22 protein-coding genes, 1 pseudogene and 1 riboswitch are annotated in these 26821 nt (G+C 70.8%); of the genes and pseudogenes, 14 read left to right on the forward strand and 9 right to left on the reverse strand.

What is annotated here, in order from left to right; translation table 11 throughout:
• The first annotated feature begins 103 nt into the window (after nucleotides 1–103).
• Entirely contained in the window at nucleotides 104–1123 is a 1020-nt protein-coding gene (locus QUY26_RS00415) for a serine/threonine-protein kinase (protein ID WP_289943085.1), read from the forward strand.
• A gap of 197 nt (nucleotides 1124–1320) precedes the next feature.
• Entirely contained in the window at nucleotides 1321–2190 is an 870-nt protein-coding gene (locus QUY26_RS00420; protein WP_289955350.1) for an alpha/beta fold hydrolase, read from the forward strand.
• Nucleotides 2191–2363: 173 nt separating this feature from the next.
• Here QUY26_RS00420 and QUY26_RS00425 read toward each other — a convergent pair whose 3' ends face one another.
• Entirely contained in the window at nucleotides 2364–3179 is an 816-nt protein-coding gene (locus QUY26_RS00425) for an SDR family NAD(P)-dependent oxidoreductase (protein WP_289943086.1), read from the reverse strand.
• Nucleotides 3180–3314: 135 nt separating this feature from the next.
• Nucleotides 3315–4286 (reverse strand): serine hydrolase domain-containing protein, encoded by a 972-nt coding sequence (locus QUY26_RS00430; RefSeq protein WP_289943087.1) that lies wholly within the window; start codon nucleotides 4284–4286, stop codon nucleotides 3315–3317.
• Nucleotides 4287–4528: 242 nt separating this feature from the next.
• Here QUY26_RS00430 and QUY26_RS00435 point away from each other — a divergent pair, with 242 nt between their 5' ends.
• Complete coding sequence (locus tag QUY26_RS00435) at nucleotides 4529–5122, forward strand: YbhB/YbcL family Raf kinase inhibitor-like protein (RefSeq protein WP_289943088.1); 594 nt, start codon at nucleotides 4529–4531, stop codon at nucleotides 5120–5122.
• A 239-nt stretch (nucleotides 5123–5361) separates the two neighbouring features.
• Nucleotides 5362–7059 carry a chitinase gene (locus QUY26_RS00440; RefSeq protein WP_289955351.1) on the forward strand — a complete coding sequence of 566 codons (1698 nt, stop codon included), beginning with the start codon at nucleotides 5362–5364 and terminating at the stop codon, nucleotides 7057–7059.
• A 348-nt stretch (nucleotides 7060–7407) separates the two neighbouring features.
• Here the strand turns inward: QUY26_RS00440 and QUY26_RS00445 are convergent, their stop codons facing one another.
• Complete coding sequence (locus QUY26_RS00445) at nucleotides 7408–8610, reverse strand: serine hydrolase domain-containing protein (RefSeq protein ID WP_289943089.1); 1203 nt, start codon at nucleotides 8608–8610, stop codon at nucleotides 7408–7410.
• 240 nt (nucleotides 8611–8850) lie between these two features.
• Between QUY26_RS00445 and QUY26_RS00450 the strand changes: the two are divergent.
• Nucleotides 8851–9087 (forward strand): annotated as a pseudogene (locus QUY26_RS00450) (VOC family protein); the annotation flags it as partial.
• 351 nt (nucleotides 9088–9438) lie between these two features.
• On the opposite strand, the gene QUY26_RS00455 reads toward QUY26_RS00450, so the two are convergent.
• Nucleotides 9439–10485 (reverse strand): LLM class flavin-dependent oxidoreductase, encoded by a 1047-nt coding sequence (locus QUY26_RS00455; protein WP_289943090.1) that lies wholly within the window; start codon nucleotides 10483–10485, stop codon nucleotides 9439–9441.
• 684 nt (nucleotides 10486–11169) lie between these two features.
• Nucleotides 11170–11330: riboswitch (cyclic di-AMP (ydaO/yuaA leader) on the forward strand.
• A 2-nt stretch (nucleotides 11331–11332) separates the two neighbouring features.
• Here QUY26_RS00455 and QUY26_RS00460 point away from each other — a divergent pair.
• Nucleotides 11333–12088 carry a LysM peptidoglycan-binding domain-containing protein gene (locus QUY26_RS00460; protein WP_289943091.1) on the forward strand — a complete coding sequence of 252 codons (756 nt, stop codon included), beginning with the start codon at nucleotides 11333–11335 and terminating at the stop codon, nucleotides 12086–12088.
• Between the two features lie 113 nt (nucleotides 12089–12201).
• Here the strand turns inward: QUY26_RS00460 and QUY26_RS00465 are convergent, their stop codons facing one another.
• Nucleotides 12202–12984, reverse strand: a complete 783-nt coding sequence (locus QUY26_RS00465; protein ID WP_289943092.1) for an MBL fold metallo-hydrolase — start codon at nucleotides 12982–12984, stop codon at nucleotides 12202–12204.
• A gap of 138 nt (nucleotides 12985–13122) precedes the next feature.
• On the opposite strand from QUY26_RS00465, the gene QUY26_RS00470 reads away from it, so the two are divergent.
• On the forward strand, nucleotides 13123–13725 hold the full coding sequence (locus tag QUY26_RS00470; protein WP_289943093.1) for a TetR/AcrR family transcriptional regulator: 603 nt from the start codon (nucleotides 13123–13125) through the stop codon (nucleotides 13723–13725).
• Between the two features lie 172 nt (nucleotides 13726–13897).
• On the opposite strand, the gene QUY26_RS00475 is transcribed toward QUY26_RS00470, so the two are convergent.
• Nucleotides 13898–14827: an endo-beta-N-acetylglucosaminidase H gene (locus QUY26_RS00475; RefSeq protein ID WP_289943094.1), complete on the reverse strand. Its 930-nt coding sequence runs from the start codon at nucleotides 14825–14827 to the stop codon at nucleotides 13898–13900.
• Nucleotides 14828–15174: 347 nt separating this feature from the next.
• On the opposite strand from QUY26_RS00475, the gene QUY26_RS00480 reads away from it, so the two are divergent.
• From QUY26_RS00480 to QUY26_RS00495, 4 genes are all read left to right on the forward strand, one after another.
• Nucleotides 15175–16578, forward strand: coding sequence for an amidohydrolase family protein (locus QUY26_RS00480; protein ID WP_289943095.1), 1404 nt, complete (start codon nucleotides 15175–15177; stop codon nucleotides 16576–16578).
• Nucleotides 16579–17190: 612 nt separating this feature from the next.
• Nucleotides 17191–17937 (forward strand): phosphotransferase family protein, encoded by a 747-nt coding sequence (locus QUY26_RS00485; protein WP_289943096.1) that lies wholly within the window; start codon nucleotides 17191–17193, stop codon nucleotides 17935–17937.
• A 143-nt stretch (nucleotides 17938–18080) separates the two neighbouring features.
• Nucleotides 18081–18686, forward strand: a complete 606-nt coding sequence (locus QUY26_RS00490) for a DinB family protein (RefSeq protein WP_289943097.1) — start codon at nucleotides 18081–18083, stop codon at nucleotides 18684–18686.
• Between the two features lie 223 nt (nucleotides 18687–18909).
• Nucleotides 18910–20379, forward strand: a complete 1470-nt coding sequence (locus QUY26_RS00495) for an FG-GAP repeat protein (protein ID WP_289943098.1) — start codon at nucleotides 18910–18912, stop codon at nucleotides 20377–20379.
• 39 nt (nucleotides 20380–20418) lie between these two features.
• On the opposite strand, the gene QUY26_RS00500 is transcribed toward QUY26_RS00495, so the two are convergent.
• On the reverse strand, nucleotides 20419–21252 hold the full coding sequence (locus QUY26_RS00500) for a PIG-L family deacetylase (protein ID WP_289943099.1): 834 nt from the start codon (nucleotides 21250–21252) through the stop codon (nucleotides 20419–20421).
• Nucleotides 21253–21551: 299 nt separating this feature from the next.
• On the opposite strand from QUY26_RS00500, the gene QUY26_RS00505 reads away from it, so the two are divergent.
• On the forward strand, nucleotides 21552–21932 hold the full coding sequence (locus QUY26_RS00505; protein ID WP_289943100.1) for a hypothetical protein: 381 nt from the start codon (nucleotides 21552–21554) through the stop codon (nucleotides 21930–21932).
• 163 nt (nucleotides 21933–22095) lie between these two features.
• On the forward strand, nucleotides 22096–23565 hold the full coding sequence (locus tag QUY26_RS00510; RefSeq protein WP_289943101.1) for an FG-GAP and VCBS repeat-containing protein: 1470 nt from the start codon (nucleotides 22096–22098) through the stop codon (nucleotides 23563–23565).
• A 73-nt stretch (nucleotides 23566–23638) separates the two neighbouring features.
• On the opposite strand, the gene QUY26_RS00515 is transcribed toward QUY26_RS00510, so the two are convergent.
• Nucleotides 23639–24166: a hypothetical protein gene (locus QUY26_RS00515; RefSeq protein WP_289943102.1), complete on the reverse strand. Its 528-nt coding sequence runs from the start codon at nucleotides 24164–24166 to the stop codon at nucleotides 23639–23641.
• Nucleotides 24167–24218: 52 nt separating this feature from the next.
• On the reverse strand, nucleotides 24219–25397 hold the full coding sequence (locus QUY26_RS00520; protein ID WP_289943103.1) for an acyl-CoA dehydrogenase family protein: 1179 nt from the start codon (nucleotides 25395–25397) through the stop codon (nucleotides 24219–24221).
• Nucleotides 25398–25633: 236 nt separating this feature from the next.
• Here QUY26_RS00520 and QUY26_RS00525 point away from each other — a divergent pair, with 236 nt between their 5' ends.
• On the forward strand, nucleotides 25634–26692 hold the full coding sequence (locus tag QUY26_RS00525) for a vWA domain-containing protein (RefSeq protein ID WP_289943104.1): 1059 nt from the start codon (nucleotides 25634–25636) through the stop codon (nucleotides 26690–26692).
• Nucleotides 26693–26821: the final 129 nt, after the last annotated feature.

The raw sequence follows: 26821 nt of genomic DNA on the forward strand, positions 1-26821 counted from the left end.
CGCACCAGGCACGCGGGCCATCGGCCCGCGATGCCTGCGCGGAGAGTCCTTCCGGGTCCTGAACGCCAGCGTCCCGTGCGAGCGGCCCGGCTATATTTTCTGCGTGGATGACGATCACGGGCAACTTCTCGCGGGCCGCTACCGGTTGCACCGGCTGCTCGGCCAGGGCGGCATGGGCGCTGTCTGGCAGGCCCACGATGAGCAGTTGGGGCGGGACGTCGCTGTCAAGGAGTTGCAGTTGCCCGGACATCTGGGCGAGGCCGAGCGGCGGAACTGGATCGCCCGTCTCGATCGCGAGGCCCGTGCCGCCGCACGGCTGAAGCATCCGGGGATCATCACCGTTCATGACCGGATATCCGGCCCTGATGGACGGCCCTGGATCGTCATGGAGTTGGTGGACGGCGGGTCCCTGGCCGTCCTCGTCGAGGCACAGGGCGGGCTCACGCCCCAGCGGGCCGCCGCCATCGGGATGCAAGTGGCGGCCGCGCTCGGTGCCGCACACCGGATGGGGATCACGCACCGGGACATCAAGCCCGCCAACATCCTCCTCGAGGACGACCGGGTCGTCCTGACCGACTTCGGGATCGCCGCCCTCGAGGGAGACGCCACCCTCACCGCCACCGGCATGATCATGGGTACGCCCGCGTTCATGGCGCCCGAACAGGTCCGGGGCCTGCCCGCGACGGCCGAGTCCGACCTCTGGTCCCTGGGCGCGACGCTGTACGCCGCCGTGGAAGGCCACCCTCCGTTCGCCGGGACGGCCCCGAGCGCGGTCCTGGTCGCCGTCGCGACGGAGCGGCCGATTCCGGCCGTACGGGCCGGGGTGCTCGGCCCCGTGCTCGACGGGTTGCTGCACAAGGATCCAGCGGCGCGCCTGACCATCGACCAGCTGGAGGCCCGGCTGAAGGGTATCGCCGCGCCAACTGACGTCCAGGCGGCCCCCGTTGCGTCCCCACCTCCCACCATGCCGGCGTGGAGCCCCGCCGTGGGAAAGGCCGCGGCGCGACCCACCGTCAGGCCCAAGCCCGCACCGCGTCGGCGTATCTCTCCGTGGGCCAAGCTGGGCGTGACGATGCTGGTGATCACGCTGATCACGTATGCCGGATACTTCCTCGACAAATAGCCGACGACAACAGCGTCTGCGAAGCCAGCCGGACTGTGACCGACGCCCTGGCCCTCCCCGCGGGACTCTCCCGGCCAAGTGTCGCTGGTAGGTGGTGAGAGTGAGTACCGGCAGGGCGACGGTGGCCGCAGTCGTCGCCGCAGGAGCAGCGGTCGCCGCGCCGATGAGTTTCCGGGACGGAGCCGGTCTGCATGGGTATGGACACTCACACACTTGAGACAGCCGGCGCGGACCTTGTCTATGACGTGCGCGGGCCGCTGCCGACCGCAGATGGGCGCCCGCCGCTGCTCATGATCGGGCAGCCCATGGACGCCTCCGGGTTCGCCGCGCTCGCCGCGCGTTTTCCCGAGCGGACCGTGGTCACCTACGACCCGCGCGGGCTCGGTCGCAGCACTCGCAAGGACGGGCGGGTCGAGTACACGCCGCAGACCCAGGCCGACGACGTGCACGCCGTCATCGAGGCGCTCGGGGCCGGGCCGGTCGAGATGTTCGCCAGCAGTGGCGGTGCGGTCACCGCGCTCGCGCTCGTGGCGAAGTATCCCGCGGACGTGACCACGCTGGTCGCGCACGAGCCGCCGCTCATCACCCTCACGCCGGACGGCCCGGCTGCCGTGCGGGCGCGGGCCGGAGTCCGGGAGGCGTACGAGAAGCGGGGATGGGGAGCCGGGATGGCGGCGTTCGTGGCCATGGCCTCGTGGGAGGGAGAGTTCACCGAGGCGTACTTCGCGCAGCCCGAGGCCGATCCCGCCGCGTTCGGGATGCCCACGGAGGACGACGGCTCACGTGACGATCCGCTGCTGTCCGACCGGTCATGGGCGGTCAGCAGCTACCGGCCGGAGGTCGAAGCGATCACCGCCGCGCCGACCCGCGTCGTGATCGCTGTGGGCGAGGAGTCCGAGAACGTGCAGACGGGACGCACCTCCGTCGCGACGGCCGAACTGCTCGGGCAGCGGGTCGCCGTGTTCCCGAGCCATCACGGCGGGTTCTGCGACGGGGAGTTCGGATATCCGGGGAAGCCGGACGAGTTCGCGCACCGGCTGCGCCAGGTCCTCGACGGCGCCTCGTGAGCCGAGCGCCGGTCGAGCAGTTCCCGACCCCGGGTGCGCCGGACCCGGGCACCAGATGACGCTCCCCCACCAGTGACGTCTCCGTGAGGGGGCTCCCGGTCCCCCGAGGGACGGGAGCCCTCGCTGCGGAAGGCTCCAGCACCTGCGAGTGAACGGGCCCGGCCGACCGTACGCTAGCGGTGCGCGGTGCGCGCCTCGATCCGGTGGTCGAAGGCGGCACCGCCCACACCGACCGTGGTCACCCCGCCGTCGACGGTCAGGACGGCCCCGTTGACGTAGGACGCGGCGGGCGACAACAGCCAGTCGATCGCCTCGGCCACCTCTTCAGGTTCCCCCGGCCGTCCCGCCGGATTCAGCCGGTTCGCTTCCTCGTACGCCGCCTCGACGCCGCCCGCCAGCCCCGCCTCCGACGCGAACCGCGCCATCCGCTGGTCGGCCATCTCCGTACGCACCCAGCCCGGGCACACCGTGTTGGCGCGCAGACCCCGGGGTCCGTAGTCGACGGCCAGGGAGTTGCAGAGGTGGAGCAGAGCCGCCTTGGACGTCGCGTAGGCGGCGTTGCCGACGCTGTTGCGGAGAGCTGCGACCGAGGCGACGGCGACCACCGCGCCGCGGGCCTCCAGGAGATGCGGCAGCGCGGCACGCAGCAGCAGGAACGGGCCGGTGAGGTTGGTCCGCATGAGTTCTTCCCAGTCCTCGACCTCGGTGTCACCGACCGCGCCGCCCCGCCCGATGCCGGCGTTGAGGACCACACCGTCGAGCCTCCCGTAGGCCGTCACCGTCGTCTCGACGAGTTCGCGCACGGCCTCGGGGTCAGCGGCGTCGGAAGGATGGGCCAGCGCTCCGCTCTCCTCGGCCACCCGGCGCAGTGGCTCGGGTCGCCGCCCGGAGATCACGACCTGGTGCCCCGCCGCGCGCAGCAGCCGGGCAGTGGCGGCCCCGATCCCCGATCCCCCGCCCGTCACCAGGACAACACGCTGTTCCGACATGCTCGTTCGCCTCCGCAGATGGTCAGCTTCCGGTTCTGGTCCGTCGTGATCATAAGAAGCGGCAGCATCACCTCGCCGCACCCGTGCCTGTCCGGCGCACGCGGTTGTCGATGATGCGGCTGGCCAGGCCGCGGCCTACGGCTGGGGCGTTTTCGGCTTCGGTACGAGGGCGCGGATCCCGTCCGCCGCCAGCTGCGCGGCCCGGTCCGCGTCGCCGCCGACCAGCCGGGTACGGGTGAGCGCGAAGGACAGGCCGCGCTCACGGTCGGCGAAAGCGATGCTGCCGCCGTTGCCGTGGTGTCCGAAGGCCGTCCGCTCGCCGCCCGTCTCGGGCAGGCCGAGGAAGTAGCCGAGGCCCTTGGCGAACCGGCCCAGGAGCATCTGGTCCTTGCCCTCGAACGCGGTGGCCTGCTCCGGGCGTTGCGGGGAGATCAGGCGTACGCCGTCGACCTCGCCCAGGAGCGCCGCGTACATCCGTGCGGCGGCGCGGGCGGTCGTGGTGCCGCCCGCCGGGATGTCGGCGAGCAGGTGGTCGCGGTCGTTGGCCAGGTCGGCGGTGGTCCACACGCTGCGGTTGGGTACGACGAGACGGCGGAAGGGCACGGACGGGGGCAGGTCTGCCAGCCATGCCGCCCAGTTGCCCTCCATCAGCCGTGCGACGCGGGGCAGGTCCGCTTCGGGGATGCCGAAGTGCGGTTCGTCCGCGACACCGAGCGGCTCCGTCACGTACGTGCGCAGTGCCTGGGCGGGAGTGAGGCCGGTGATGCGGTGTACCGGCTCGCCGAGGATCCGGCCGAAGGTCCAGCCGTGGTAGCCGGTGTCCGAACCCGGCTCCCACAACGGCTTCTCGTCCGCGACGAGGGCGCACATCGTGTCCCGGTCGCACAGCTCGGCCGGGGTGATGCCGGGTGGGAGCTGTGGGATGCCGATGCGGTGGGTCAGGGCGTCGCGGACGGTGGCCCGGTGTTTGCCGTGGGCGGCGAACTCGGGCCGGTAGTGGGCGATCGGGGTGTCGTAGTCGATCAGGCCGCGCTCGACGAGCACGTGCACGAGGGTGGCCATGAAGCCCTTGCCGGTGGAGGAGCTGTGGATCAGCGTGCCGGGCATGAGCGGGACCGGAACGGCCGGAGGAGTCGGAGGAGTCGCCGCGAGTGCGGGCCGCGCGATGCCGGTGAGGCGTTCGGCGGCGGCCCGGACAGGCGTCGGCCGCCAGCGAGAAAAGTGCAGCGATCAGGGCGATGAGTGACATGCCATCAGCACTCACGATGCCTACGTTGGGTCCATCGCACGCATGCCGCTCTGGCGCCGCGGACGCCTCAGCGACCCCTTTTCCTCCTCGGGAGCGTCCAGTGAGAAGTGCGGGAATTTCCCTTTGTGCTCTGCTCGTCGCCGGGGCCGCCGGCCTCGCGCCGACCACCGCTTCGGCGGCCTCGTCGGCGCCGTCGGTCCCCCGGAGCGGGTTCGCCCTGTCCAGTACCGCGTTCGCCGACGGGGGCGTCATCCCCAAGGTCCACGAGTGCACCAGCGGCGGAGGAAGCGATCCCGGCAAGAGGAACGAGTCCCCTCCCCTGGCCTGGGCGGGTGCTCCGGCCGCCGCCAAGAGCTACGCGATCGTGATGCGCGATCTCGACAACTCCGACCTCATCCACTGGGTCATCTACGACATCCCGGCGAGCGCGACCTCGCTCCCCCAGAACGTCGACCACGCCTACCGGCCCTCGGCCCCGGCGGGAGCCCGGCAGGTCTACTACCGCGGCAGTGCCGGCCTCTACGGCTACCAGGGCCCGTGCTCGCCGTCGACGGTGAACACCTACGAGTTCGTCGTCCACGCGCTGAACCAGGCATCGCTGAGCAGCCTCAACTCCAGCTCGTCGACCCGGACCGCCGCCAGGGCGATCGTCGCGGCGACGATCGGCTCGGCCAGGATCACCGGCGAGTCATAGCGTCGCCGCGCAGGCGTGCGCGCCGGCCGCCGACGATGACGGCTGCCTCGGCCATCGAGTGGTCCGCTGCGGGTTCTCCTCTCCAGAGGTCTTGACAACTCTATTGGTCTGGACCAACTTTGCGCGCAACAGCGGTGGCCATCGTCGTCGCTTACGTGCTTCACCTCTCTCCCAGGAGGCACCCTGTGGACCGTGTGCGAAAGGGCAGACCCGGCGTCCGCCGGAGGATCAGCGCGGCGATGGCCGTCGGTGCGGCCGCCGCGCTCGCCGTCACCGCGCTCGCCGCGCCCGCGCAGTCGGCGGAGACCGACGCGGCCGGCGCCAAGGCCGCGAGCGCCGAGGCGGCGGACGTCAACGTCGCCAAGAACGCCGGGTTCGAGGCGGACCTGAGCAACTGGACGTGCGCCGCGAACAGCGGCGCCGCCGTCACGTCCCCCGTGCACGGCGGCGCGAAGGCGCTCAAGGCCACCCCGTCCGGCCAGGGCACCGCCGAGTGCTCCCAGGTCGTCGCGGTGAAGCCGAACTCGACGTACAAGCTGAGCAGTTGGGTGCAGGGCAGCTACGCCTACCTCGGCGCCCGCGGCACCGGAACCACCGACGTGTCGACCTGGACTCCGGGCACCTCCTCCTGGCAGCAGCTCTCCACCAGCTTCACCACCGGCGCGAACACCACGTCCGTCACCGTGTACACGCACGGCTGGTACGGGCAGAGCGCGTACTACGTGGACGACGTCAGCGTCTTCGGACCCGACGGGGGCGGCGGCACCGACCCGGTCGAGATACCGCCCGTCCCGGCCGGCCTCGCGGCGGGCACGAAGACGCCCACGTCGGTGGACCTGTCCTGGACGCCGTCGTCCACGGCGACGGCGTACACCGTCTACCGCGACGGCACGAAGGTCGCCTCGTCCAGCGGCGCCTCCACGACCGTCACCGGCCTCACACCGGAGACCACGTACAGCTTCCAGGTGAGCGCTTCGAACGCGGCGGGTGAATCGGCGAAGTCGACGGCGGTGTCCGTGACAACGCCCAAGGGCGACGGTGGCGGCGACGGCACCGTGCCACGGCACGCCGTGACCGGCTACTGGCAGAACTTCAACAACGGCGCGACCGTGCAGAAGATTCGGGACGTGTCCTCGCAGTACGACATCATCGCCGTGTCGTTCGCCGACGCCACCCCGACTCCGGGGCAGATCACCTTCAACCTGGACCCGGCCGTCGGCTACGCCTCCACCGCCGACTTCAAGGCGGACATCGCCGCGAAGAAGGCCGCGGGCAAGTCCGTGATCCTCTCGGTCGGCGGCGAGAAGGGCACCATCTCCGTCAACAGCGACGCCTCCGCGACGGCATTCGCCAACAGCGCCTACGCCCTGATGCAGGAGTACGGGTTCAACGGTGTCGACATCGACCTGGAGAACGGCATCAACCCCACTTACATGACGAAGGCGCTGCGCCAGCTCTCGGCGAAGGCGGGCCCGAAGATGGTGCTCACGATGGCACCGCAGACCATCGACATGCAGTCCACGTCCGGTGGGTACTTCCAGACGGCGCTGAACGTGAAGGACATCCTCACGGTCGTCAACATGCAGTACTACAACAGCGGTTCCATGCTCGGCTGCGACGGCAAGGTCTACAGCCAGGGCAGCGTGGACTTCCTGACCGCGCTCGCCTGCATCCAGCTGGAGGGCGGCCTGGACCCGTCGCAGGTGGGGATCGGCGTCCCGGCGTCGACGCGCGGCGCGGGCAGCGGCTACGTCGCCCCGTCGGTCGTGAACAACGCCCTCGACTGCCTGACCCGCGGCACCGGCTGCGGCTCCTTCAAGCCGTCGAAGACGTACCCGTCGCTGCGCGGCGCCATGACGTGGTCGACGAACTGGGACGCGACGGCGGGCCACGCGTGGTCGAACGCCGTCGGCCCGAAGGTGCACAGCCTCCCCTAGCAAGCGAACGCCCCGGAGGGGCGGACGGACCCTGTTCGGTCCGTCCGCCCCTCCGGGCATGTGCGGCCCCGGCCGGGCTGCCTCTGCTCGGGTGGTCGGGGCGGCAACCGCTGTCCGCGTCCGCCCACGGCGTACCCGCTGCCTTCCGGAGCCGAGGGAGCGAGTGCGTAGCCCAGTGCGGCGGCCCGGAAGTGGGCCTGTCGGTCGGGATCGGCACAGTCCATCACCAGCTGGTAGCGAACGGGCGTCAAGTTCCCTTCCTGGTCGCACTGGTCAGCCGCACGTTCTGCCTGGCTGCGAGCGCCCCGCCCGCACCCCCTGCCGGCGGGGCGACGTCATCGCGCCACGTCAGGATCCTGAACCTCGGCGCCACTCCTGCCCGGCCCGTGCCGGGATCTTGCCGCAGAACTCGGCCTCGATCACGTTGGTGTAGAGCGAGCTGTTCGGCAGCCAGTCGCCGTTGATGTTGAACGTCAGCTGGTGCTTGCCGTCCGCCGTGCCGACCATCGCCGAGAGCGAGCCGTTCGTGCGCCCGGTCTTGCCCACCACCCGCACCCCGCAGGACAGCTTCGCGAACTCGACGCCGAGGCCGTATCCGAAGACCTCGCCGTCCGGTACCTCGTGGAGCATCTCCTTCATCTGGGCTCGCGGCAGCAACGCGCCGCGCATCAGGGCGCGTTGGAAGCGGTTGAGGTCGCCGGGGGTGGAGATGATGTCCCCTGCCGCGCCCAGCCAGGTCATGTTCTGCTCGGTGGCGTCGACCACTTCGGCGTCGGGGGCTTCCTGGTGGAGCCGGGAGTATGCGACGGGGTGCGGTTTCGGCATCCGGGGATCCGTCCCGGGGAACGACGTCCCGCGCAGCTTCAGCGGGTCGATGATGCGCCGGGTGACCTCCTGCGCGTAACTGCGGCCCGTCGCCTTCTCGATGACCATCCCGGCGATCACGTAGTTGGTGTTCGAGTACAGCGGCGACTTCTCCGGGTCGGGGTGCGGCGGCTGCTTGAGGGCGGCCGCCACGAGTTCTTCGGGGGTGTAGGTGTCGTACCGGTGGGCCGGGAAGCCGGGGCCGGTGGAGTTGTGGGCGATGGTGGGGTCGTCGGTGTAGTTGGCGATGCCGCTCGTGTGGTTGAGCAGTCTGCGCAGGGTGATCTTGGCGCCGTCGTACCCGTTGCCCTGGACCAGGCCCGGCAGCCATGCCTCGACGCTGTCGTCCAGGTTCAGCTTCCGCTCCGCCTCCAGTTGGAGCAGGACGGTCGCGATGAAGGTCTTGGTGGTGCTGGCTCCGCGGAAGTGTTCCGCGGTCGACCGCTCGCGCCCCGTGGCGGTGTTGGCGTATCCGACCGTGGCGGACCACTTCCTGTTGCCCTCTCGGACCTTGGCCACGACTCCGGGCAGCTTCCCCTGCTCGACCAGCGCACGCATCGCGGCCCGGGTCGCTTCGTGTCCGCGGTCCGTCCGCTCCGCAGCGTGCGCCGAAGGGACGACTGCCCCCGCCAGTGCGGCCACCGCCATCGCGAGTGAGGTGGTACGTGCTGCGGTCCGCTGCTTCATGGGTGGTGCCTTTCAGGTCGACGTCTCCGAAGGGGCGGGTGTGCCCCTGTGGTTCGTGTGACGTCGGCCTCGCGGTGCACGGTTGAGCAGGCGGGTCAGGACGGGACCGTGGTACTACGCGAACAGCACCAGGGACCCGCCGGGGTTCCGCCACGTACCACCGGGGCACGATGCCGTGCGTGCCCCGGGTGGGAGTTCGAAGGCGGCGGGCTCAGGGCCTCAGGTGTGCCAGGTGTTGCCGCGCTCGGACTGCGGCAGGACGTTGTCGGCGTCACCGAGGGGCGAGTCGCCGCGTCCGGCCGGCCCGGCATCGGCGCCGCGATCTGGCTCCACGCCACGGACGCGCAGGCCATTCACGACGCCCTGCTCGCCGACGGCCACACCATCGTCTCCGCGCCGATCGACGGCCCGTTCGGGCGGACCTTCACCTTCGCCGACCCCGACGGCTACCAGCTCACACTCCACGACCGCACATGACGGGCCACCTGCGCATGACGCGATATCCACACCCCTGACCAGTACTCCCTTTGCCGCCCCTTTCCGAACGAGAATCGAGCCATTCCGGGCGAGACAATTGCGCACTGGGGATCAGGGAGCGGGGACCGAGAAACGTCATCTCCCGGGTTCCGGAACCGAGTTGTCCAGCATGAGGGGCAACACGGCCCGGTCGGAGCCCGGCGAAGAGAAGGTAACTCTGCGGTCGGCCCGTCCGCAGAGCGCGCCGAAACCAACCGGAAGTCGCGAAGGTACTCGCGAGGTCCGAGCTTCCGCGGGAACACTTTTCGGGCGGATGAATGCCTGTCGCACCCGTGAGACCTGTGAGAATCGTCAGGCCAACAGCCCTGCCAGCTCGGCCATTTCGGTTTCCGGGTCCACGACGGGCTGGATCACGAGTTCGTCCACCCCCGCTTTCTCCAGCGCGGTGATCCGTTCGGCGATCTCGGACCTGGTGCCGACCAGGCCGAATTTGTCCACCAGGGAGGGCACGATGAGCTCGCGGTCCTCGGGGGAAATGCGACCCAGGTAGTTGCGGTAGAGCGCCTGGTGGAGCCTGGGGTCGGTGGGGGTGGTGCCGCGCAGGTGGAGAAGACGGTCGACGGCCGCGGCCTCCTCCGGAGGGAGGGTCGCGCGGAAGTCGGGGTTCTCCGCGCCGAGGATCAGTGCGCTCAGTGCGATGTGCCCCACCGAGTCCTTGACGGGATCGCCGTAGCGGTCCTCTCCGTCGGCGAGGACGTGCAGGGAGGACATGAGGTACGAGCGGGCCTTCTCGGCGCTGCCCGCGCCTTGCGCCGCCGACCGCCGGGCCTGGCCGAGGGCGGACCAGGCCGCGGCGTCGTGCAACCCGAAGGAAATCAATCCCGCGCCCAGTCGGCCGGCGACCGCGGCGGCCTTCAGTCCGAACGCGGCCACGACGAACTCCACGGGAGCTTCGGTATTGACGTACGGCCCGACGTGCAGGAATCGCACCCTGCTCGACCGGGTCCCTTCGCGGTGGTCCGACTCGCGGCCCGCGGTGAGGTCCTGCAGGGCCGCCGTGAACGACTCCAGCTCCGCCGTCTTCGTGGGCCGCATGCCGAGCGTACGGCGTGCCGTGTTGCCGGTGCCGACCCCGCAGACGATCCGGCCGGGGGCCAGGGCGTTGAGGCTGCTGACGGCCGCCGCCGCCGCGGGCGCGGCACGCAGCGCCGGTGAGGTGACGCCGATGCCGAGCCTGATCCGGTGGGTGGACGAGGCACAGAGCGCGAGACTCACGAACGGGTCGCCGTGGACCATCGGTGAGTCATACACCCAGAAACTGTCGAAGCCGAGTTCCTCCGCGCGGGCGGCCAGGCGTTCCGCGCCCGGCCCTGCCGTCGTGACGATTCCGGTCCGCAAGGCGACTCTCCTCGCCGTCGAGTGAGGTGACTTTCTCAACTGGCCAGCGGCGCGGAGGCATTGAATCCGCTGCTCTTCACCGGCAGGAACGGTCGATGGGGTGTCGGCCGAGTCCGGGGTGGACGACGAACGTGGCCTTCCCGCCCCGGCCCGTTTCCACACATCGGACACGCATCGCGAGAGTCATTCATGGACGCGTTGAAGCGCCCGTTCTCCTCGCAGACCCAGACCCGCCCGGGGCAGCGCGCAGACCGCCCGGGGCAGCGCACGGACCCGCCCGGCGCAGCGCACAATCGAGCAAGGCTCGACACTTTGTCCAATTTGCTCGGAGAATCTACTTTCCGCTTCATTCATGGCATACGTGAAGCGCTGCCCGCATTGAGTGACGCTCGTACGGAATAGCACGCTCCCTCGCGTCGCGCAGACGCATTCCAGCCCGGGCTCGTTCCAGTGAAATGGGTCACGCCGAAGACTGCGCGCCGCCCGGAAGCATGGAGCGCATTTCCGTTCCGCGCAAAGAAAGTTGGGCTATTGGATCAAAGGGCGTGAGGCATTGCGGCCGCCAGGGGAGGACCTCGTTCTTTTCCTGGTTGATTTCCGGCCTTGTTCCGTCCGTGCTTTCTCGCTTAACGTCACCGTCCATCCGGATGGAACGCCGAATCCTGCCGCTGTCCGGAATCCCTCCCCACCCACACACTCACTTCGCACGGCAGGAGCGGGGGACCCAGGTAAGACGCCGATCCGGATCCCGGAACGGCTCGGGGTGAAGTCGCACGCCCACGTGCGGCCGGACATCTCCCGTCCGAACCCGACAGCTCACCTCGCAGGCGACGGAGAGGAATGTGTCATGCCCGCAAAGGGAAAGCACCGTCGCCCCAAGTCCAGCCCGTTCAGCCGGGGCATCGCCGCCGCAGGCACCGGCGGCGCCGTGCTCGCGCTCCCCGTACTCGGCGCGACCGACGCGGCCGCCGCGCAGCCCGCCGCGGTCGCCCAGCCCGCCGCCGCACCCGCCACCTACGTGGTCGTCGCGGGTGACTCCCTCTCCAAGATCGCCCGGGAGCACTCCCTGAGCGGCGGCTGGAAGAAGCTCTACGAGGACAACCGCGCCACCCTGGGCGACGACCCCGCGATGATCCGCCCCGGCCTCAAGCTCACCCTCGGCGGGAAGAGCGCGGCCGGGCCCGCGCAGAAGGCGGGCGCCGACAGCGGGCGAGCCGACCGCTCCGAGCGCGACAACGCGTCCGCCGCCGAGCCCGCCGTGGCCCCGGCGAAGAAGTCGTACACCAACGACCTCGACGGCTGGATCAAGGAGTCCCTCGACATCCTGGCCCAGCACGGCATCCCCGCCTCCTACGAGGGCATCCACCGCAACATCATGCGCGAGTCCTCCGGCAACCCCCTGGCCACCAACAACTGGGACTCCAACGCAGCCGCGGGCACCCCGTCCAAGGGCCTCCTGCAGGTCATCGACCCCACCTTCGCCGCGTACCGCCTGCCCGGCACGTCGATGGACAGCTTCGACCCGGTCGCCAACATCACCGCGGCCTGCAACTACGCAGCCGACCGCTACGGCTCCATCGACAACGTCAACGGGCCCTACTAGGGCGCGTCCGGCCGGTCACTTCGGCGGCACGGGCATGGACCGCGGTCCGGATCCCCGTCCCACCGGGACCGACTGCCGGCCGTTCGACGTCCGGGTCACGCCGTGGCACCGGCTCAGTCGGCCAGGTCCAGCCACTCCCCCACGGCCAGGACGCGGGCGCGCCGCCCGGCGTGCGCGCGGAACTCCTCCTCCGGGTCGGTGACCTCGACATAGCCCGGGATCTTGTCCGGTTGCTCCGGCTCGTAGTGCACGGGCACCGCGTGTCGGGCGTCGAGGATCTTCGCGGCCGCGGCCGCCTGCCCGGGGTCCATCGCCGCGGGCAGCGGACTCGGCGGCTGCAGGTGCGGCGCGTCGACCACGGGGCCGTTGGCGGGCAGGAACACCGCGTCGAACGGGCTGAACCGGCGCGCGATGAGCCACCACGAGCCGTGGAACATCGTGTCGCCGCCGTGGAAGATCCGCTGTCCGTCGGCCTCCACGACCCAGTTGAGCTGTGGGTCGCCCAGTCCGTCGACGGCCGGGACCGAGGTGACACGGAACGGCCCGAGACCACGGGTGCACCAGGCGTCCACGGTCTCGGTGGCCAGCCGGTGCAGGGCCAGCTCACGCTCGGCCGACAGCGTGGTCACGTTGTCCACCTCGTCGCCGTACCCGGGCGCCGGTCGCAGCACCGGCGCCCCCGGCGTCAGCACGTCCGCGAGCGCGGAGGCGTCGGTGTGGTCGCGGTGCAGGTGGGTGACCAGCGCGGCGTCGGCCCTCCCGGTCGGCTCCACGAGCCCCGTGCCGGGCTTCCACCCGGTGAACAGCGGGGTGAGGTCCCGTACGTAGTCGATCAGCAGCCGTTGCCCGTCCGCCTCGATCTCCAGTCCTGCCCAGCCCAGTCGTCGCACCCGCATCCCGAACTCCTTCGTCCTGGTTCCGGCTCGTTCCGGCTCGTTCCGGCTCGTCCCGGCGCTTTCCGGTCGGCGCGACGGAATTTAGCGTACGCACGTTCACTAAATCAATAGCGTACGGTCGTACGCTATCCTTGCCGCATGTCACCACGACGCTCAGCGGCAGACGCGCAGGCCACCAGGGGACGGATCCTCGGCCGCGCCGCCGAGATCGCCTCCGAGGAAGGCCTCGACGGCATCACCATCGGCCGGCTCGCCGAGGAGCTGGAGATGAGCAAGTCCGGGGTGCACAAGCACTTCGGCACGAAGGAGACGCTGCAGATCTCCACGCTGGACAAGGCGTTCGTGGACTTCTGGCACCGGGTGGTCGAGCCCGCCCTGGCCGAGGAGCCGGGCCTGCGGCGGCTGCGCGCGGTGTGCGCCAACTCCGTGGACTACCTGGAAGCACCGCTGCTGCCCGGCGGCTGCCTGATGACCGCGGCGCTCTCCGAGTACGACGGCCGCCCGGGGCGGGTCCGGGACGCGGTGGCCGAGGTGTGGTCGCGCTGGCGGGAGCAGTTGCGGGCGGATCTCGCCGCGGCGGTGGACAACGGCGAGCTGCCCGCCGGGTTCGACGTCGACCAGGCCCTCTTCGAGATCGTCGCCGCCGGGCTCGCACTCAACGCGGCCCTGCAGCTCCAGCACGACCCGACGGCCGCGAGCCGGGCCCGGCGTGCGATCGAACGAGCCCTGGACCAGGTCTAGTCACGCAGAACGCCCTCGGTCGACGGACAGGACATCCGCCGAGCGAGGGCGTTCCCTTGTGCTGCCGGTGAGCCGAGAAGCCGAACCATGAGCGGCCGCGCCGACTCAGCTCATGTCCGCGGGTTCCCGCCCCGCACGCCGGACACGCGAACCCGCTTTCCGGCGGGGGGTCCTACGGCGTGTAGACGGCGTCGCTGCCGTACAACTCCCGGGTGAACGCGGAGACATCGGCGCTGCGGTCGGCGCCGTTGAGGTTGTACGTCAGATAGACGCCGTAGCCCTCGCTGACCGTGCGGCGGGCGAGGTTCGCGGCCGTGCTCTGCGAGGTCCTGCCGATCTCGACGGCGGCGGGCGACAGCTTGGACTTGGGCAGGGCGATGCCGGGGACCTGCCAGGTGCCGTAGTACGGGTTCCAGGCGTAGTCGAACTTCGACGAGATGTCGACGCCGCCGTAGGAGAGGCGCGAGGCGGCCGGGCCGATGTTGTAGAGGCTGATGATCTTGTTCGGCATGTTCGCGCGCAGCGCCGACACCAGGTGCACGAACGAGCTGGCGTTGGGCTGGCCGGTGCCGTTGTTGCCGTACTCGGCGTACTCGTCGTCGAAGTCGATCCCGTCGAGGCCGTACTTGGTCACGGTGTCCGACAGCTGCTTCGCGAAGGCCGACGCGGCCTGCTGGGACGGGAAGTTGGCGAAACCGGCGCCCTGGTGGTTGCCGAGCACCGACAGGACGACCTTGATGCCCTTCTGCTGCAGCGGCCGTATCTGCGTGACAGCGTTGTCAAGGACGCGCTGCACGTTCTCGTTGAAGTGCAGATACGCCGCCTTCTTGGTGGTGTCGTAGTTGATGTTCGCCGCGAAGATCACGGCGACGTCGAAGACGTTGCCGCCGCCCTTGGCGAGGGTGTACTTGCCGACGTTCAGCATGCTGTTGTCGTTCACCTCGACGTACGCCACCGAGGTCGGCCCCTGCTTCGCGGGAGCAGGAGCGGGGCCGGGGGCCGCCGCCGCGCCGGTCATGGCGGTCGTGCCGAGGGCGAGGGCCGTGACGGCCGAGAGCGCGAGCGCGGCCGTCCGCACTCTGCTCCGTACCAGACTGAACATCGTTGATCGATCTCCCATCGCGTGAAGCGGCGCCCGACCTGTTCGAAAGCGCCGAGTGAGCCCTCCGAGTTTTCCGCTCCTGTGACCGAATCCCAAGAATCTCGCGCGAACTCTTCACGACTCTCACGCACGTCGCGTCACACCCCGACGCCCGCACCAGGGCGCCGCGCACGACTCGAACCGGAGACCTGGCTCCCGAACAGGCCAGGGCTGTGGGGCTGTTGCGCCGCACGGCCGTGCTTGCCGCACGGCCCTGCTGGCGGCGTCCATACCGCGGAACTCCCTTCTTGGCCTGTGGTCTTCATGCCGTCTGTCGATCGCGTGACGTCCAGCGGTATAACGTCACAATGACCTTCCAGAACCCCTTGCGCCTCAACCGTCGCAGCCTTCTCGCCGGGGCCGGTGGTCTTTCTCTGGCCGCTGTCTCCAGGACCGCCGGTCCCGCGGCCGCCGCGCCCGAGCGGCCCGGGCAGGCCACCCTCCTGCGGGGCGCCGCGCTCGTCCTGACCATGGATCCCCGCATCGGCGAGGGGGATCTCGGCCTGCTCAAGGACGCCGATGTGCTGCTGCAGCACGGCAGGATCGCGAAGGTCGGCCGGAAGCTGGAGGCGCCGCGGGGCGCCCGGGTGCGGGACGTCTCGGGCCGCTTCGTGCTGCCGGGGTTCGTGGACATCCACAACCACCTGTGGCAGTCCAGCATCCGGGGCGGCTGCTCGGACCAGGACCTGGTCGGCTGGCTCAAGTCGTGCAACCTGTCGACGCTGCCGAAGATCGACCCCGCCGGGATGTACGCCTTCGTGCGCCTGGCGGCGCTCGACGCGCTCCAGGCGGGGGTGACCACCCTGGTCGACTGGGTGCACGCGATGCCGTACGCGTCGAGCGAGCGCTACGTGCAGGCGCTGGACGACGCGGGTCTGCGCTTCGTGTACGCCATGGCCTCCGCCAAGGGCGCGGAAGATCAGGTCCGCACGGTCAAGGAACGCCTCCTGGACCCGCTGCCGCTGGCGTCCGCCCAGGTCGCGGTGCACGCGCGCAGGGGAAGCATCGACTCGCTGCGCGCCTCCTGGAAGCAGGCCGAGGACCTGGGGCTGATGCTCAACTCGCACGTCCTGGAGCACCGCACCGATCGCGACGAGGAACAGATCGCGGCTCTGCGCGAGGTCGGCGCCTTCGGTCCCGCCCTGTTGATGAACCACGCGGTCCACCTGAGCCGCGAGGAGATCGCCCTCGTGGGTGACCACGACGTACGGGTGGCGCACTGCCCGCTGAGCAACATGCGCCTGGCCTCAGGGGTCATGCCTCTGCCGCAACTGCACAAGGCCGGAGTCAAGATGGGCCTGGGTCACGACGGCGGGACCAACGACACCTCCGACATGTTCGCCCTCATGAAGGCCGCTGTCGGACTCCAGCGGGCCGTGCACGAGGACCCGCAGATCCAGCCCACGCTGCCCGCCGTGCTGCGCATGGGCACCCTGGGCGGCGCCGAGGCCATCGGCATGGCCGACCAGGTGGGGTCACTGACCCCCGGCAAACGCGCCGACGTCCTCGTCCTCGACCCGGGCACCCTGAACTTCGCCCCCCGCTTCGACTGGACGAGCCAGATCGTCCTCAACGGCCAGCCGCCCAACGTCACCGACGTGTACGTCGACGGCCGACTGCGCAAGTCCGGCGGCGCCTTGGTGGGCGTGGACACCGAGAAGGTCGTCCTCGCGGCAGAACGGGCCGCGGCCCGCCTGACGTCCGCTCCCTGACCCACACCCGCGAAGGGCGTCTCCCGGCAGTGACCTGGTCGGCCTCCAGGTCAAGGCCAAGGGGCACAGGGTCGGGCAGGAGCGCGTGGTGGACGACACGGCCGCGCGCCACACGGCCAAGGCAGGTCCGACGGGAGCGGAACCCGCGTACGGGAAAGGACCTGACCCTCCGCCAGGTGGCGGCCACGGGCTCTCTCGCTCGTCGGCACGCCGTCCCCGCCTTGAGCGTGGCGGGGACGGCGTGCTGCGGCGAGCGTCGGCGTCTTCGTCTCCGAGCCCGGCGAGTTCGGGCACTGGAGGCACCTCGTCGGCACGGGCCGCGGTGCTCTCCTGTTCTGCGACTCCCCCAGCGGCACGTGGTCGACGGCGCCCCTCGCGCCTGAGGGCAGCTTCGCCACCGCGCACGTATCAGGGCCCCGGGAACTCGGCGCCTGGAGCCACACCGTGTGCCCGACCGGCTAGGGCCTCGGTCGCTTGCCCGCGTCCCTGGGCCGTGCGGGGTGTGGCCCGCGATCGGTTCGCGGGAGGGCGGCTTCGGGGCGAGCCGCGCGGCCGGACGGTGCCGCGGGAAAATCCCAGCGCCGCCGACGGTCATCAGGGATGCTGGCCGCCATGGATGAGGTCAAGGTCGTCGTCGCCCATCACGAGTGCGCGACGCTGCGCGTCGGCGATGTGTTCCTGAAGGTCGACGCTCATCAGGCACGCACCGACGTCGAGGTCGAGGCGATGGCAAGGGCGCCGATCCCGACCCCGCAGATCCTGTGGCGCAAGCCGCCCGTGCTCGCGCTGGCCGCCCTCCCGGGGACGGCTCTCGGCCGCCTCGGGGAGCCGTCGCCCGCGTCGCCGGGGGCGTGGGCCGCGGCCGGTGCCGCCATCCGCAAGCTCCACGACGCTCCACCGCCGCCGTGGCCCGGCCGCGCCGGCCGGGGACTCGACGTGTTGGAGGCGGAGCTCGACCGCGAGTGCGCGTGGCTCGTGACGAACGAGGTCCTGCCCGCCGACCTCGTCACCCGTAACCGGCAGGTCGCCGAGGCGGCTCTCCGGCCGTGGACTGCGGTGTTCACGCACGGCGACCTGCAGGTCGCCCATGTCTTCGTCGACGGCGACGAGATCACCGGCATCATCGACTGGACCGAGGCGGGCCAGGGTGATGCCCTGTACGACCTCGCCACCGTGACGCTCGGCCACGAGGAGCACCTCGGCGACATCGCCGCCGGGTACGGCGCCGACATCGACCTCGACGTCATCCGCGCGTGGTGGTCGCTGCGCAGCCTGCTCGGGGTCCGGTGGCTGGTCGAGCACGGCTTCGACCCGAACATGCCGGGCGGCGAGGTCGACGTGCTCAAAGCCTGCCTCTAGGAGGCTGTCTCACATGGCAAGTTGTGCCAGCGTCTCGTAGCGGGACGGGGCGGCGGCCATGACCGGGGCTCGGATCTGCCAGTCGTCGCGGACCACCTACTGGATCTTGAGACCACGGGCAGCCCATGGCAGGCTCCTGCCGCATGATCGATGAGTTCGCGAAAGCCAACCTGCACGGGAGACTGCGGCGGGACCGCGAGGCGCTGCTCTGGAAACTCGACGGCTTGTCCGAATACGACGCCCGCCGGCCTTTGACAGTGACCGGGACCAACCTCCTCGGCCTGGTCAAACACGTGGCCACTGTCGAGGCCAGGTACTTCGGCGAGGTCTTCGACCGCCCTTCCCCGGAACCGCTGCCCCGGTGGCAGGACTCCGACGGCAGCGATCTGTGGGCGGCCGAGGACGAGACCCGCGATCAGATCGTCGGGTTCTACCGGCGCACGTGGGAACACTCGGACGCGACGATCAGCGAGCTTCCCCTCGACGCCCCCGGCCACGTGCCGTGGTGGCCGGAGCCCAGCCCCAACACGAACCTGTTCGCCGTCGTCGTCCACGTCCTCGGCGAATCCATCCGGCATGCCGGGCACGCCGACATCCTGCGCGAGGGCCTCGACGGCCGGACCGGGGTGCGCGCCGAGAACGAGAGGCAGATCGACGAGGAGGCCCGCGCGGCCCACCGCGCGAAGATCGAGCAGGCCGCCAGGGCGGTCGCACCGGTCAAGGCTCAGAGGCTGTCTCACACGACGTGATGTCCGTGCGGCACGCTGCCGGTCGCGGGCGCCGGTCCATCGCGAACTCTGGTGGGCGCGGCTCCCTCTGCCGGCCACACAGTGCGGGCCCCGCCGAGGGAACGGCATCGCACCGCCCCACCGTGAACCCGGCGCCAACCTCCGGTGAACTCCGTACAACCAGCTCCGCCCTTCGACGGTCACACCTCACAACGCCGTGTCCGTCGACCGAGTGGGGGCCTTCGTGCCACACAGCCGCCGCATCCTGACGTGCGCCGTCGCAGCCGCCGCGGCCGCCGCCGGGGCCGTGCTCCCGACCGGCGGCGCGGCCACCGCCGCGCCCCGCACCGCCACGAGCGACTTCAACGGCGACGGCTACGCGGACCTCGCCGTCGGCGTCCCGGACGGGACCGTCGGCGGCGAGGCCGAGGCCGGGTACGTGAACGTCGTCTGGGGCGGCCCGAAGGGCGTCGGCGCCCACGGAAGCATCCGGGTCACCCAGGCCACTCCCGAGGTTCCCGGCACCCCGGAGGCGGGCGACCGGTTCGGGGCGTCCGTGGTCCTCACCGACCTCAACGGCGACGGCACCGCCGAGCTGCTCGCCGGTGCCCCCGGCGAGGACGTCACGGACCGCGGCACGGACGCGGGCACGGTCATCGTCGTCGGCGGTTCGAAGAGCGGGCCGGGTCCGGGGGCGACGGTCCTGACCGGGCCGTCGCCGTCGGCCGCGTACGGCAAGTCCGTCGCGGCCGCCGACCTGACCGGCGGCGGCAACAAGACGATCGTGGTCGGCGGCACGGGCAAGGTCGTCGCCCGGGTCATCGTGGGCGAGGACAGCATGGTCACCACCGTCGTCGCCGCCCCCATGGGCGGGCGCGCCCCCGCCCTCGCCACCGGCGACTTCGACAGCGACGGCGTCGTGGACCTGGCCGTGGCGTACTGGACCGCGGGCGCCCCCAGCACGCAGTCCCACGTACGCCTGTGGAAGTGGGACGCCGACCGGTCCGAGATGGCCAACTTCTGGAACACCGACAACGCCGGTGTGACCGCGCTGGCCGCGGGCGACTTCGACGGCGACGGCAACGACGACCTGGCGCTCGGCGAGTGCCGTGAGATCGCCGACGAGAACATCGACGACCCGTGCGGCCCCGAGAAGCTCGCGAAGGGCGGCGGCGTCCACGTCCACTACGGCAGCCCCGCCAGCGGCTCGTTCGGCACCCGCGCCCAGACCCTCAACCAGGACACCGCGGGCGTCCCCGGCGTGGCCGAGGACGGCGACCGCTTCGGCGCCGCCCTCGCCGTCGCCGACGTCGACCGCGACGGCCGCGACGATCTGATCGCGGGCGCTCCCGGCGAGGCCATCGGAAGCGAAGCGGGGGCGGGCGCCGCCTGGCTGCTGCGCGGCGGCGCCCGCGGACTGCTCGACGCCCAGGGCGCGGCCTCGTCCGTCGCCTGGAACCAGGACACACCGGGTGTGCCGGGCGTCGCCGAGGCCCGTGACGCCTTCGGCGCGGCGGTCTCCGCGGGCGACCACAACGCCGACGGCGTACCGGACGTCACGGTCGGGTCCCCTGGCGAGAACGCCTCCTTGGGTGCCGCGTGGCTCCTGCCCAAGGGCTCGGCCCGCGGCGCGGCGGCCTTCTCGCCCCGCACGCTCGACCTGCCGTACCCGTCCGCGGCGCAGAAGTACGGCAAGCCGCTCAGCAGCCGCTGAGGGAGGCCTCGTGGACGCGGGGCCTCGCGGACGGGTGGGTCAGCGAAGTCCGGCGAAGAGGTCGTTCTCGGGCAGGGCCGTGCCGGTGGGGTCCTGGACCCGTACGAAGGTCTCCATGCCCATCAGCTCGGCGAACCTCTCCTTGCCCATCTTGAGGAAGAAGATGTTCTCGCCCTGGCTGGCGTGCGCGGCCAGGGCGTCGAACTTCTGACCGGCGAAGGCCGTGGTGTCCACCCACGTGGAGATCTCATCGTCAGGCAGGCCTATCTCGGCCATCGCGGCGGCCTCCGCGGGATCCGGCTCCGGCATGTTCTCGTCGAGCTCGCGCATGACCTCGCCGAACCGCTGCATCCCCGAGCGCGGCATCGTCGTCCAGTACACCTTCGGTGTCAGTTCGGTCAGCTCCAGCGCCGCCATCGTGATGCGGTGGGCCTGGATGTGGTCGGGGTGGCCGTAGAAGCCGTTCTCGTCGTAGGTGACGACCACGTCGGGCCGGTAGTGCCGCATGAGTTCCGCGAGTCGGGCGGCGCCTTCCCCGACGGGCGTCTGCCAGAAGGACCCGGGGGCGTCGTTGCTGGGCCAGCCCATCATCCCGGAGTCGGCGTAGTCCAGCGTCTCCAAGTCGCTGATCTTCAGGACGCCACAGCTCGACTCGAGTTCCTGACGACGTATCGAGGCGACCTCCGCCGGATCGTGTCCGGGATCGCCCGGCTTGACTCCCTCCGGCCCGTCCCCGCAACCGCCGTCGGTACACGTCACGAGAACCGTGCGGATCCCCTCGGCCGCATACCGTGCGAGGACCCCTCCGGTTCCGGTGGCCTCGTCGTCGGGGTGGGCGTGCACTGCCATGAGGGTCAACGGCCGGTCAGTCATGAAACAGTCCTCCTGCAGAAATATGTCTCGGTCCACGCGTGCGGCGGGCATACCGCGCTCGGGGCCGGATCCCGCCGGGTGCGCGACCTCACGGTCTCCGCGTTCCCCGCGCGTGCGGCGCCGGTCCCCTGTCCGATGCAACAGTGCCGGTCGGACCGGGTGTTCCCGGTACGTCGGCTGACCACCGGGTGGGCCGGTTCAGGGCGCGGGCATCCCGTACGTCGGGCACTTCCCGGAGGTCGACGTACGTTTCTGCCTCGTCCGTCACTACGGGCACCGGGCGGGGGTAGCGTTTCTGCATGACGTCAGTGCCGCCCCGGTTTCCGCCGTATCCGATCCGCGGTGTGTGCGTGGCGCATCGGAAGCAGAACTGCGCGCCGCACTTCGCGGAGATCACGGTGGATTTCGAGCCCGCGGCGGACGGCTTCGCCTTCGAGGTGGCCCGAGGCCTGGCGGTGGAGTACGAACCATCCGAGGACCTGCCACGCTTCTTCGCGGCCGCCGCGGCGGGGATCGAGGAGCAGCTGAGCTTGCCCGAGCACGGGGTCCTGACCGCCACGCGAGTGGTGCTGCGGGGTGCGCGCGCCGACAGGTTCGGATCGCACGAGCTCGCGTTCAGGATCGCGGGCTATCTCGCTGCCCGCAAAGCGTTGGAGCGTACGCGGATGCCGCGACGCTGAGCGGTGCCCCTCGCGAGGGCGGGGCTTTGAGGATGCTCGTCCGGGCTGTGCCCGACTGCCCGCCCGGACGTGACGTACGTCCCTTGTCCCCGTGTACAACCTCTGGCTCCGTCCACCTGTCTCCTCTAGGTCCAGACCACTGTTCCCAGGAGAGACCCGAAGCATGACTCCCCGCACCACCCCTGCCCGCCTGGCCAGCGCCGCGGCCACGGCAGCCCTGGCCGTCGGCGGCCTCCTCGCCGTCCCCACCACGGCGGCAGCGGCCCCCGCTCCCTCCCGGCTGACCGGCGACTTCGACGGCGACGGGTACCGGGACGTCGCCGTCGCCGCTCCCGCGGCCACCGTCGGCGGCAAGAAGTGGGCCGGGCAGGTCGTCGTCACGTACGGCACGAAGCACGGTCTCGCCCCGGCGCGGCGGACCGTCATCAGCCAGGACTCCCCCGGGGTCCCGGGCGCGGCGGAGAAGAACGACGAGTTCGGACAGCAGCTCGCCGTCGCGGACCTCAATGGCGACGGCTACAGCGACCTCGCCGTGTCCACCCCCAAGGAGAAGGTGGGCCGCAAGGAGGGCTCCGGCGCGCTGGTCGTCGTGTGGGGCTCCCGCACCGGCCTGTCGGGGGCGACGACGGTCAAGAACCCGCAGCCGCTGCACGGGAGCTACTTCGGCGTCGGCCTTGCCGCCGCCGACTTCACCGGGGACGGCAAGCCGGACCTGGCCGTGGCCGCGCAGAGCGACACGGGCCGCAACGCGTACCGGATCCGCCTGATCCGGGGCCCGTTCACGAAGCAGGGCCGCACCGGGAAGGTCACCTCCTACCAGGCCCCGCTCGAATCCCCCGGCCTCACTGCGGGCCGCGTCGACGGCGACAAGAAGGCCGACCTGGTCGTGACCGGCCTCCAGACGGGCAAGGACGTCCTGGGCGCCGCCGTCTTCTACCGGGGCACCTCGTCCGGCCTGGCCAAGGGCACCAAGCTGCGCGCGGGCACGACGGCCGCGGTCGGCGATCTGAACGGCGACGGCTACGGCGACATCGTCCTCGGCAACCCCGACGAACCGGACGTCGAGCCGTCGGGTTCCAAGGGCGGGGAGATCAGCGTGATCTACGGTACGAAGTCGGGCCCGAGCACGTCGCGGCGCAAGACCCTCACGCAGAACAGCCCGGGGGTGCCCGGGGCCTCGAAGACCGGGGACGGCTTCGGGAGTGCCGTGGCGATCGGCGACTTCGACGGCGACCGCCGCGCGGACCTGGCGGTTGGCGTACCCGGCAAGACGTACGGCAGGGACCCCTACCTCTACGACGCGGGTGCCGTGGTCTACCTGCGCGGTTCGGCGTCCGGCCTGACGACGGCGGGCGCGGCGGCCGTACATCAGGACAGCGCGGGCGTGCCCGGCAAGCGCGCTGACGGCCACGCCTTCGGGTCGGCCCTGCTCGCCTCCGACGTGAACGCCGACGGACGGGCCGACCTCACGATCGCCTCACCCGAGGCGGACCACGGTTCGGGCATGCTGTGGCACCTCCCGGGCGCGGCGGGCTCCGCCCCGTACTCCCCCACGGGATCGGCTGCCTTCACGCAGGCCGGCCTGGGCCTCGTCAAGGGGTACGCGGCCTTCGGCAACCAGCTCGCGGGCTGAGGCGTCCAGGGCGGGCACGCGCTCTGCCCTCCCGTCGCCGGGCGGCTCGGTTCCCGTCCGGCGACGGAGGACCTCAGGCCGGGCGGGGTGAGCGCGAGGACTCAGTGTTCTTGAGGTGAGGTGCCGGGGCGGCAGCGAGAGCCTCGCGGGCCAGGCGACGGGCTTCGGCCATGACCTCGGCATCGATCCGGGACGCCGTCCGGTCTCCGTGGTCCAGGACGTCGTACTCATCGTCGAGTTCGGCGAGGCGCTGGGCCGGCGGCAGGCAGTGGCCGAACCGCTGGTGGGCGCGCAGGGCAAGTTCTCGGGGTGTCAGCCTGCCCGCGAGCATCTGGCGTGCGAGGGAGCGCACGGCTGCTTCCCGCCCGGCCTCGCTGCCGGGCGGGTGGAACGTGAGGCCGAGCTCTTCGAGGGCAGCCGGCAGGAGGTCGGGCACGTCGTACGCCGCCTCGCCACGGGTGCACGCGGCGAGGACGCGCAGAGCCGGGCTGTCGAGCCCGGCGACGAGTGCGTCGCAGGCGGCCTGGACGACCTCGTACGCGCGGATCTCACCGATGCTCCACAAGGCAGCGAGATCCTGCAGGTCACGGGCGCTGGACATCAGCCACACCTTCCGGGACCGTCCTCGGGAGCCGGGGCCCCTGACGGTCAGGTCAGATCAGGTCGAGGAAGCTCCACCGGGCGTCCGGCCCGGCGCCGCTCAGCCACTTGCCGCAGTTCTGGAGCACGACCGGGTTCGAGGTGATGTGCTGCGTGCCCGTCCCGAGGTCGCGAAGGAAGCGGTCGACGGGGCCGCGGCGGATCGCTGCCGAGCCGGACCAGCGGTGGACGGTGTGGCCCACCTCGTGCACGGTCGACGTCGTGTGGTTCAGGGCGAGACGGATCAGCGTGTCCTGCTCCGTGCTCGGCAACCCACCCTGGTCCAGAGTCTGTTCGACGTCCTGCCAGACGTCGTTCACCCAGGACCGGGCTGCCCGGAGCCGGGCCTCCGCCGTCGCGTACTCGGCGTGGAACTGGGAGGTGTCGACCGGGGCGCTCCGCGATCCCGTCCGCGCCGCGGCGACCCGCTTCAGCTCGTCCAGGAGCCGCCGTCCGACGCCGAGAGCCCAGCCCGTGTGCCCGATCGCCGACATGTTGACCAGGCCGAGGCGGTAGAGGGCGCCGCCGTTGACGGGGGTGTCCGTGGTCGCGACGTAGGTGTACTCGTGGGGCACGAACACATCGGCGCAGTGGTAGTCGATGCTGTGGGTCGCGCGCAGCCCGAGCACGTCCCAGTTGCCGTCCAGGGTCACCTGCGACTTCGGCATGGCGAGGACCCGCAGTTCGTCGGTGCCCTCGACCAGGATCGCGCTGTGGACGTGGGTGGCGTGCGCCATCCCGGAGGCGAACTGCCACTGGCCGCTGACCCGGAAGCCGCCCTCCACGGGAACGGCCCGGCCGGGGCGCGTGCCGTGCCCGGAGAGCAGCGCGTACTTCCCGTTCGCCACGTCCGGGAACAGTTCGGCCGCCGCGTCCTCGGCGAGGTACGCCGCGGTGGTCCCGGTCATCATCTGCAGCGCGAACATGGTCCACCCGGCGGAGGCGTCGTGGTAACTGGCCCGCTCCGCCGTCTCGATCAGCTGCCGGGGCGCGAACTCGTATCCGCCGAGGCTCAGCGGCAGCTCGGCCCGTACGATCCCCGTGTCCAGCAGGGCTCGCGCCGTGTCCTCCGGCAGCCTGCCCAACGCCTCGGCGGCATCGGCTCGTTCATCGACCATCACGCCGAGCGCGTCGATCCGCTCCAGCAGCCCCGCGAGTTCCGCACTGACGTGCAACCGGACGTCGTCCCCCATGGAAGTCCCCTCCTCGTGGCCTGATTCCCGATCGTCTCACGCACCCCGACCGGCAGCGCCCGGCCCGCAGGCGCCAACCAGTCGGCTCCGTCAGGCTGTTGAGGCTCGACCGCCTTCGCCCGAGGGAGTGGCGCCACGTCTGTCGGTCGCAGGCGATGGCACGTCAAAGGGCATTGTCAGTGCCTCCCCCTACAGTGAATACATCACTCGGGGAGCCTCGGAGGGGGAGGACAAACATGTCCGCACGCAGGATCCAGCACAAGGTGAATCACGTCGCGCTGGTCGTGGACTGTTCGGGTTCCATGCGGCCGCATGAGAGTCAGCTCATTCGCGTCGTGGACGAATTCGTGGCGGGGTTGAAGGCCGAGTCGGACAGCCTCGGACATGAGACCCGGATCAGTCTCTATTCCTTCGATCACAGGGTGGAGAATCTGGTGTGGGACATGGACGTGAAGCATTTGCCGTCCATGCGGGGCCTGTATCAGGTCAACAATGGAGCTACGGCCCTCATTGAGGCTTCGTTGAAGTCACTCGATGACTTGGGGCACATCTGGGAGGAGTACGGCGAGCACAGCTTTCTCCAGATCGTGGTCACGGACGGTGAGGAGAACGCCTCCGGCGGGGACCGGCGGCACGACGGGGACCCGGCCGTCCTCGGACCCTGGCTCGACAGGATCACGGCGACGATGGGTGGGCTTCCCGGGCACTGGACCTCCGCGATCCTCGTGCCGAACTCGCTGGCCAAGCGCACCGCGCAGAACTACGGATTCCCTGCCGGGAACATCGCCATCTGGGACGCCGACTCGCAGAAGGGCGTCGAGGAGGCGATCGGCACGGTGCGGGCCGCCGCGACCAGCTTCCTGCGGGGGCGTGAACAGGGCGTGAGGGGCACGAAGAACCTGTTCGCCGTCGGGCAGGACATATCGGTCGACGAGGTGCGGGCGAACCTGGAGCCGATACCGGCCGACAAATACCGGCTCCTGAAGGTCGACAAGGAAGTCGGCATCCGCTCCTTCGTCGACTCCCACCCCGGGGTTACCTATGAACGCGGGTCCTGCTACTACCAGTTGGGGGCTCGGGCTCAGGTCCAGCAGAACAAGGAGGTCATTGTCGTCGAGAAGGACACCGACCGCGCCTATACGGGGGATGCGGCTCGCAGTCTCCTGTTCGGTACGGGTATCCAAGGAACCGTCTCCGTGAAGGCGGGGAACAATCCCAAGCTGGAGGTGTACGTCCAGAGCCGTTCCGTGAACAGGAAACTCAAGCCGAAGACGCGTTTGCTCATCATGCTCTGAGCTCGGGGGGCGGTCGTTCCGGATATGCGCGCGGCGGCTTCGTACGCTTCGAACGCGAAGCCGCCGTACCGAGACGTGCGGGGCACCCCTCGCCGGAGGTACTGGCCCTGCTCGCCGGGTCGGGCCGCG

Source organism: Streptomyces flavofungini, assembly GCF_030388665.1.
In the GTDB taxonomy this organism is placed as follows: Bacteria; Actinomycetota; Actinomycetes; order Streptomycetales; family Streptomycetaceae; genus Streptomyces; species Streptomyces flavofungini_A.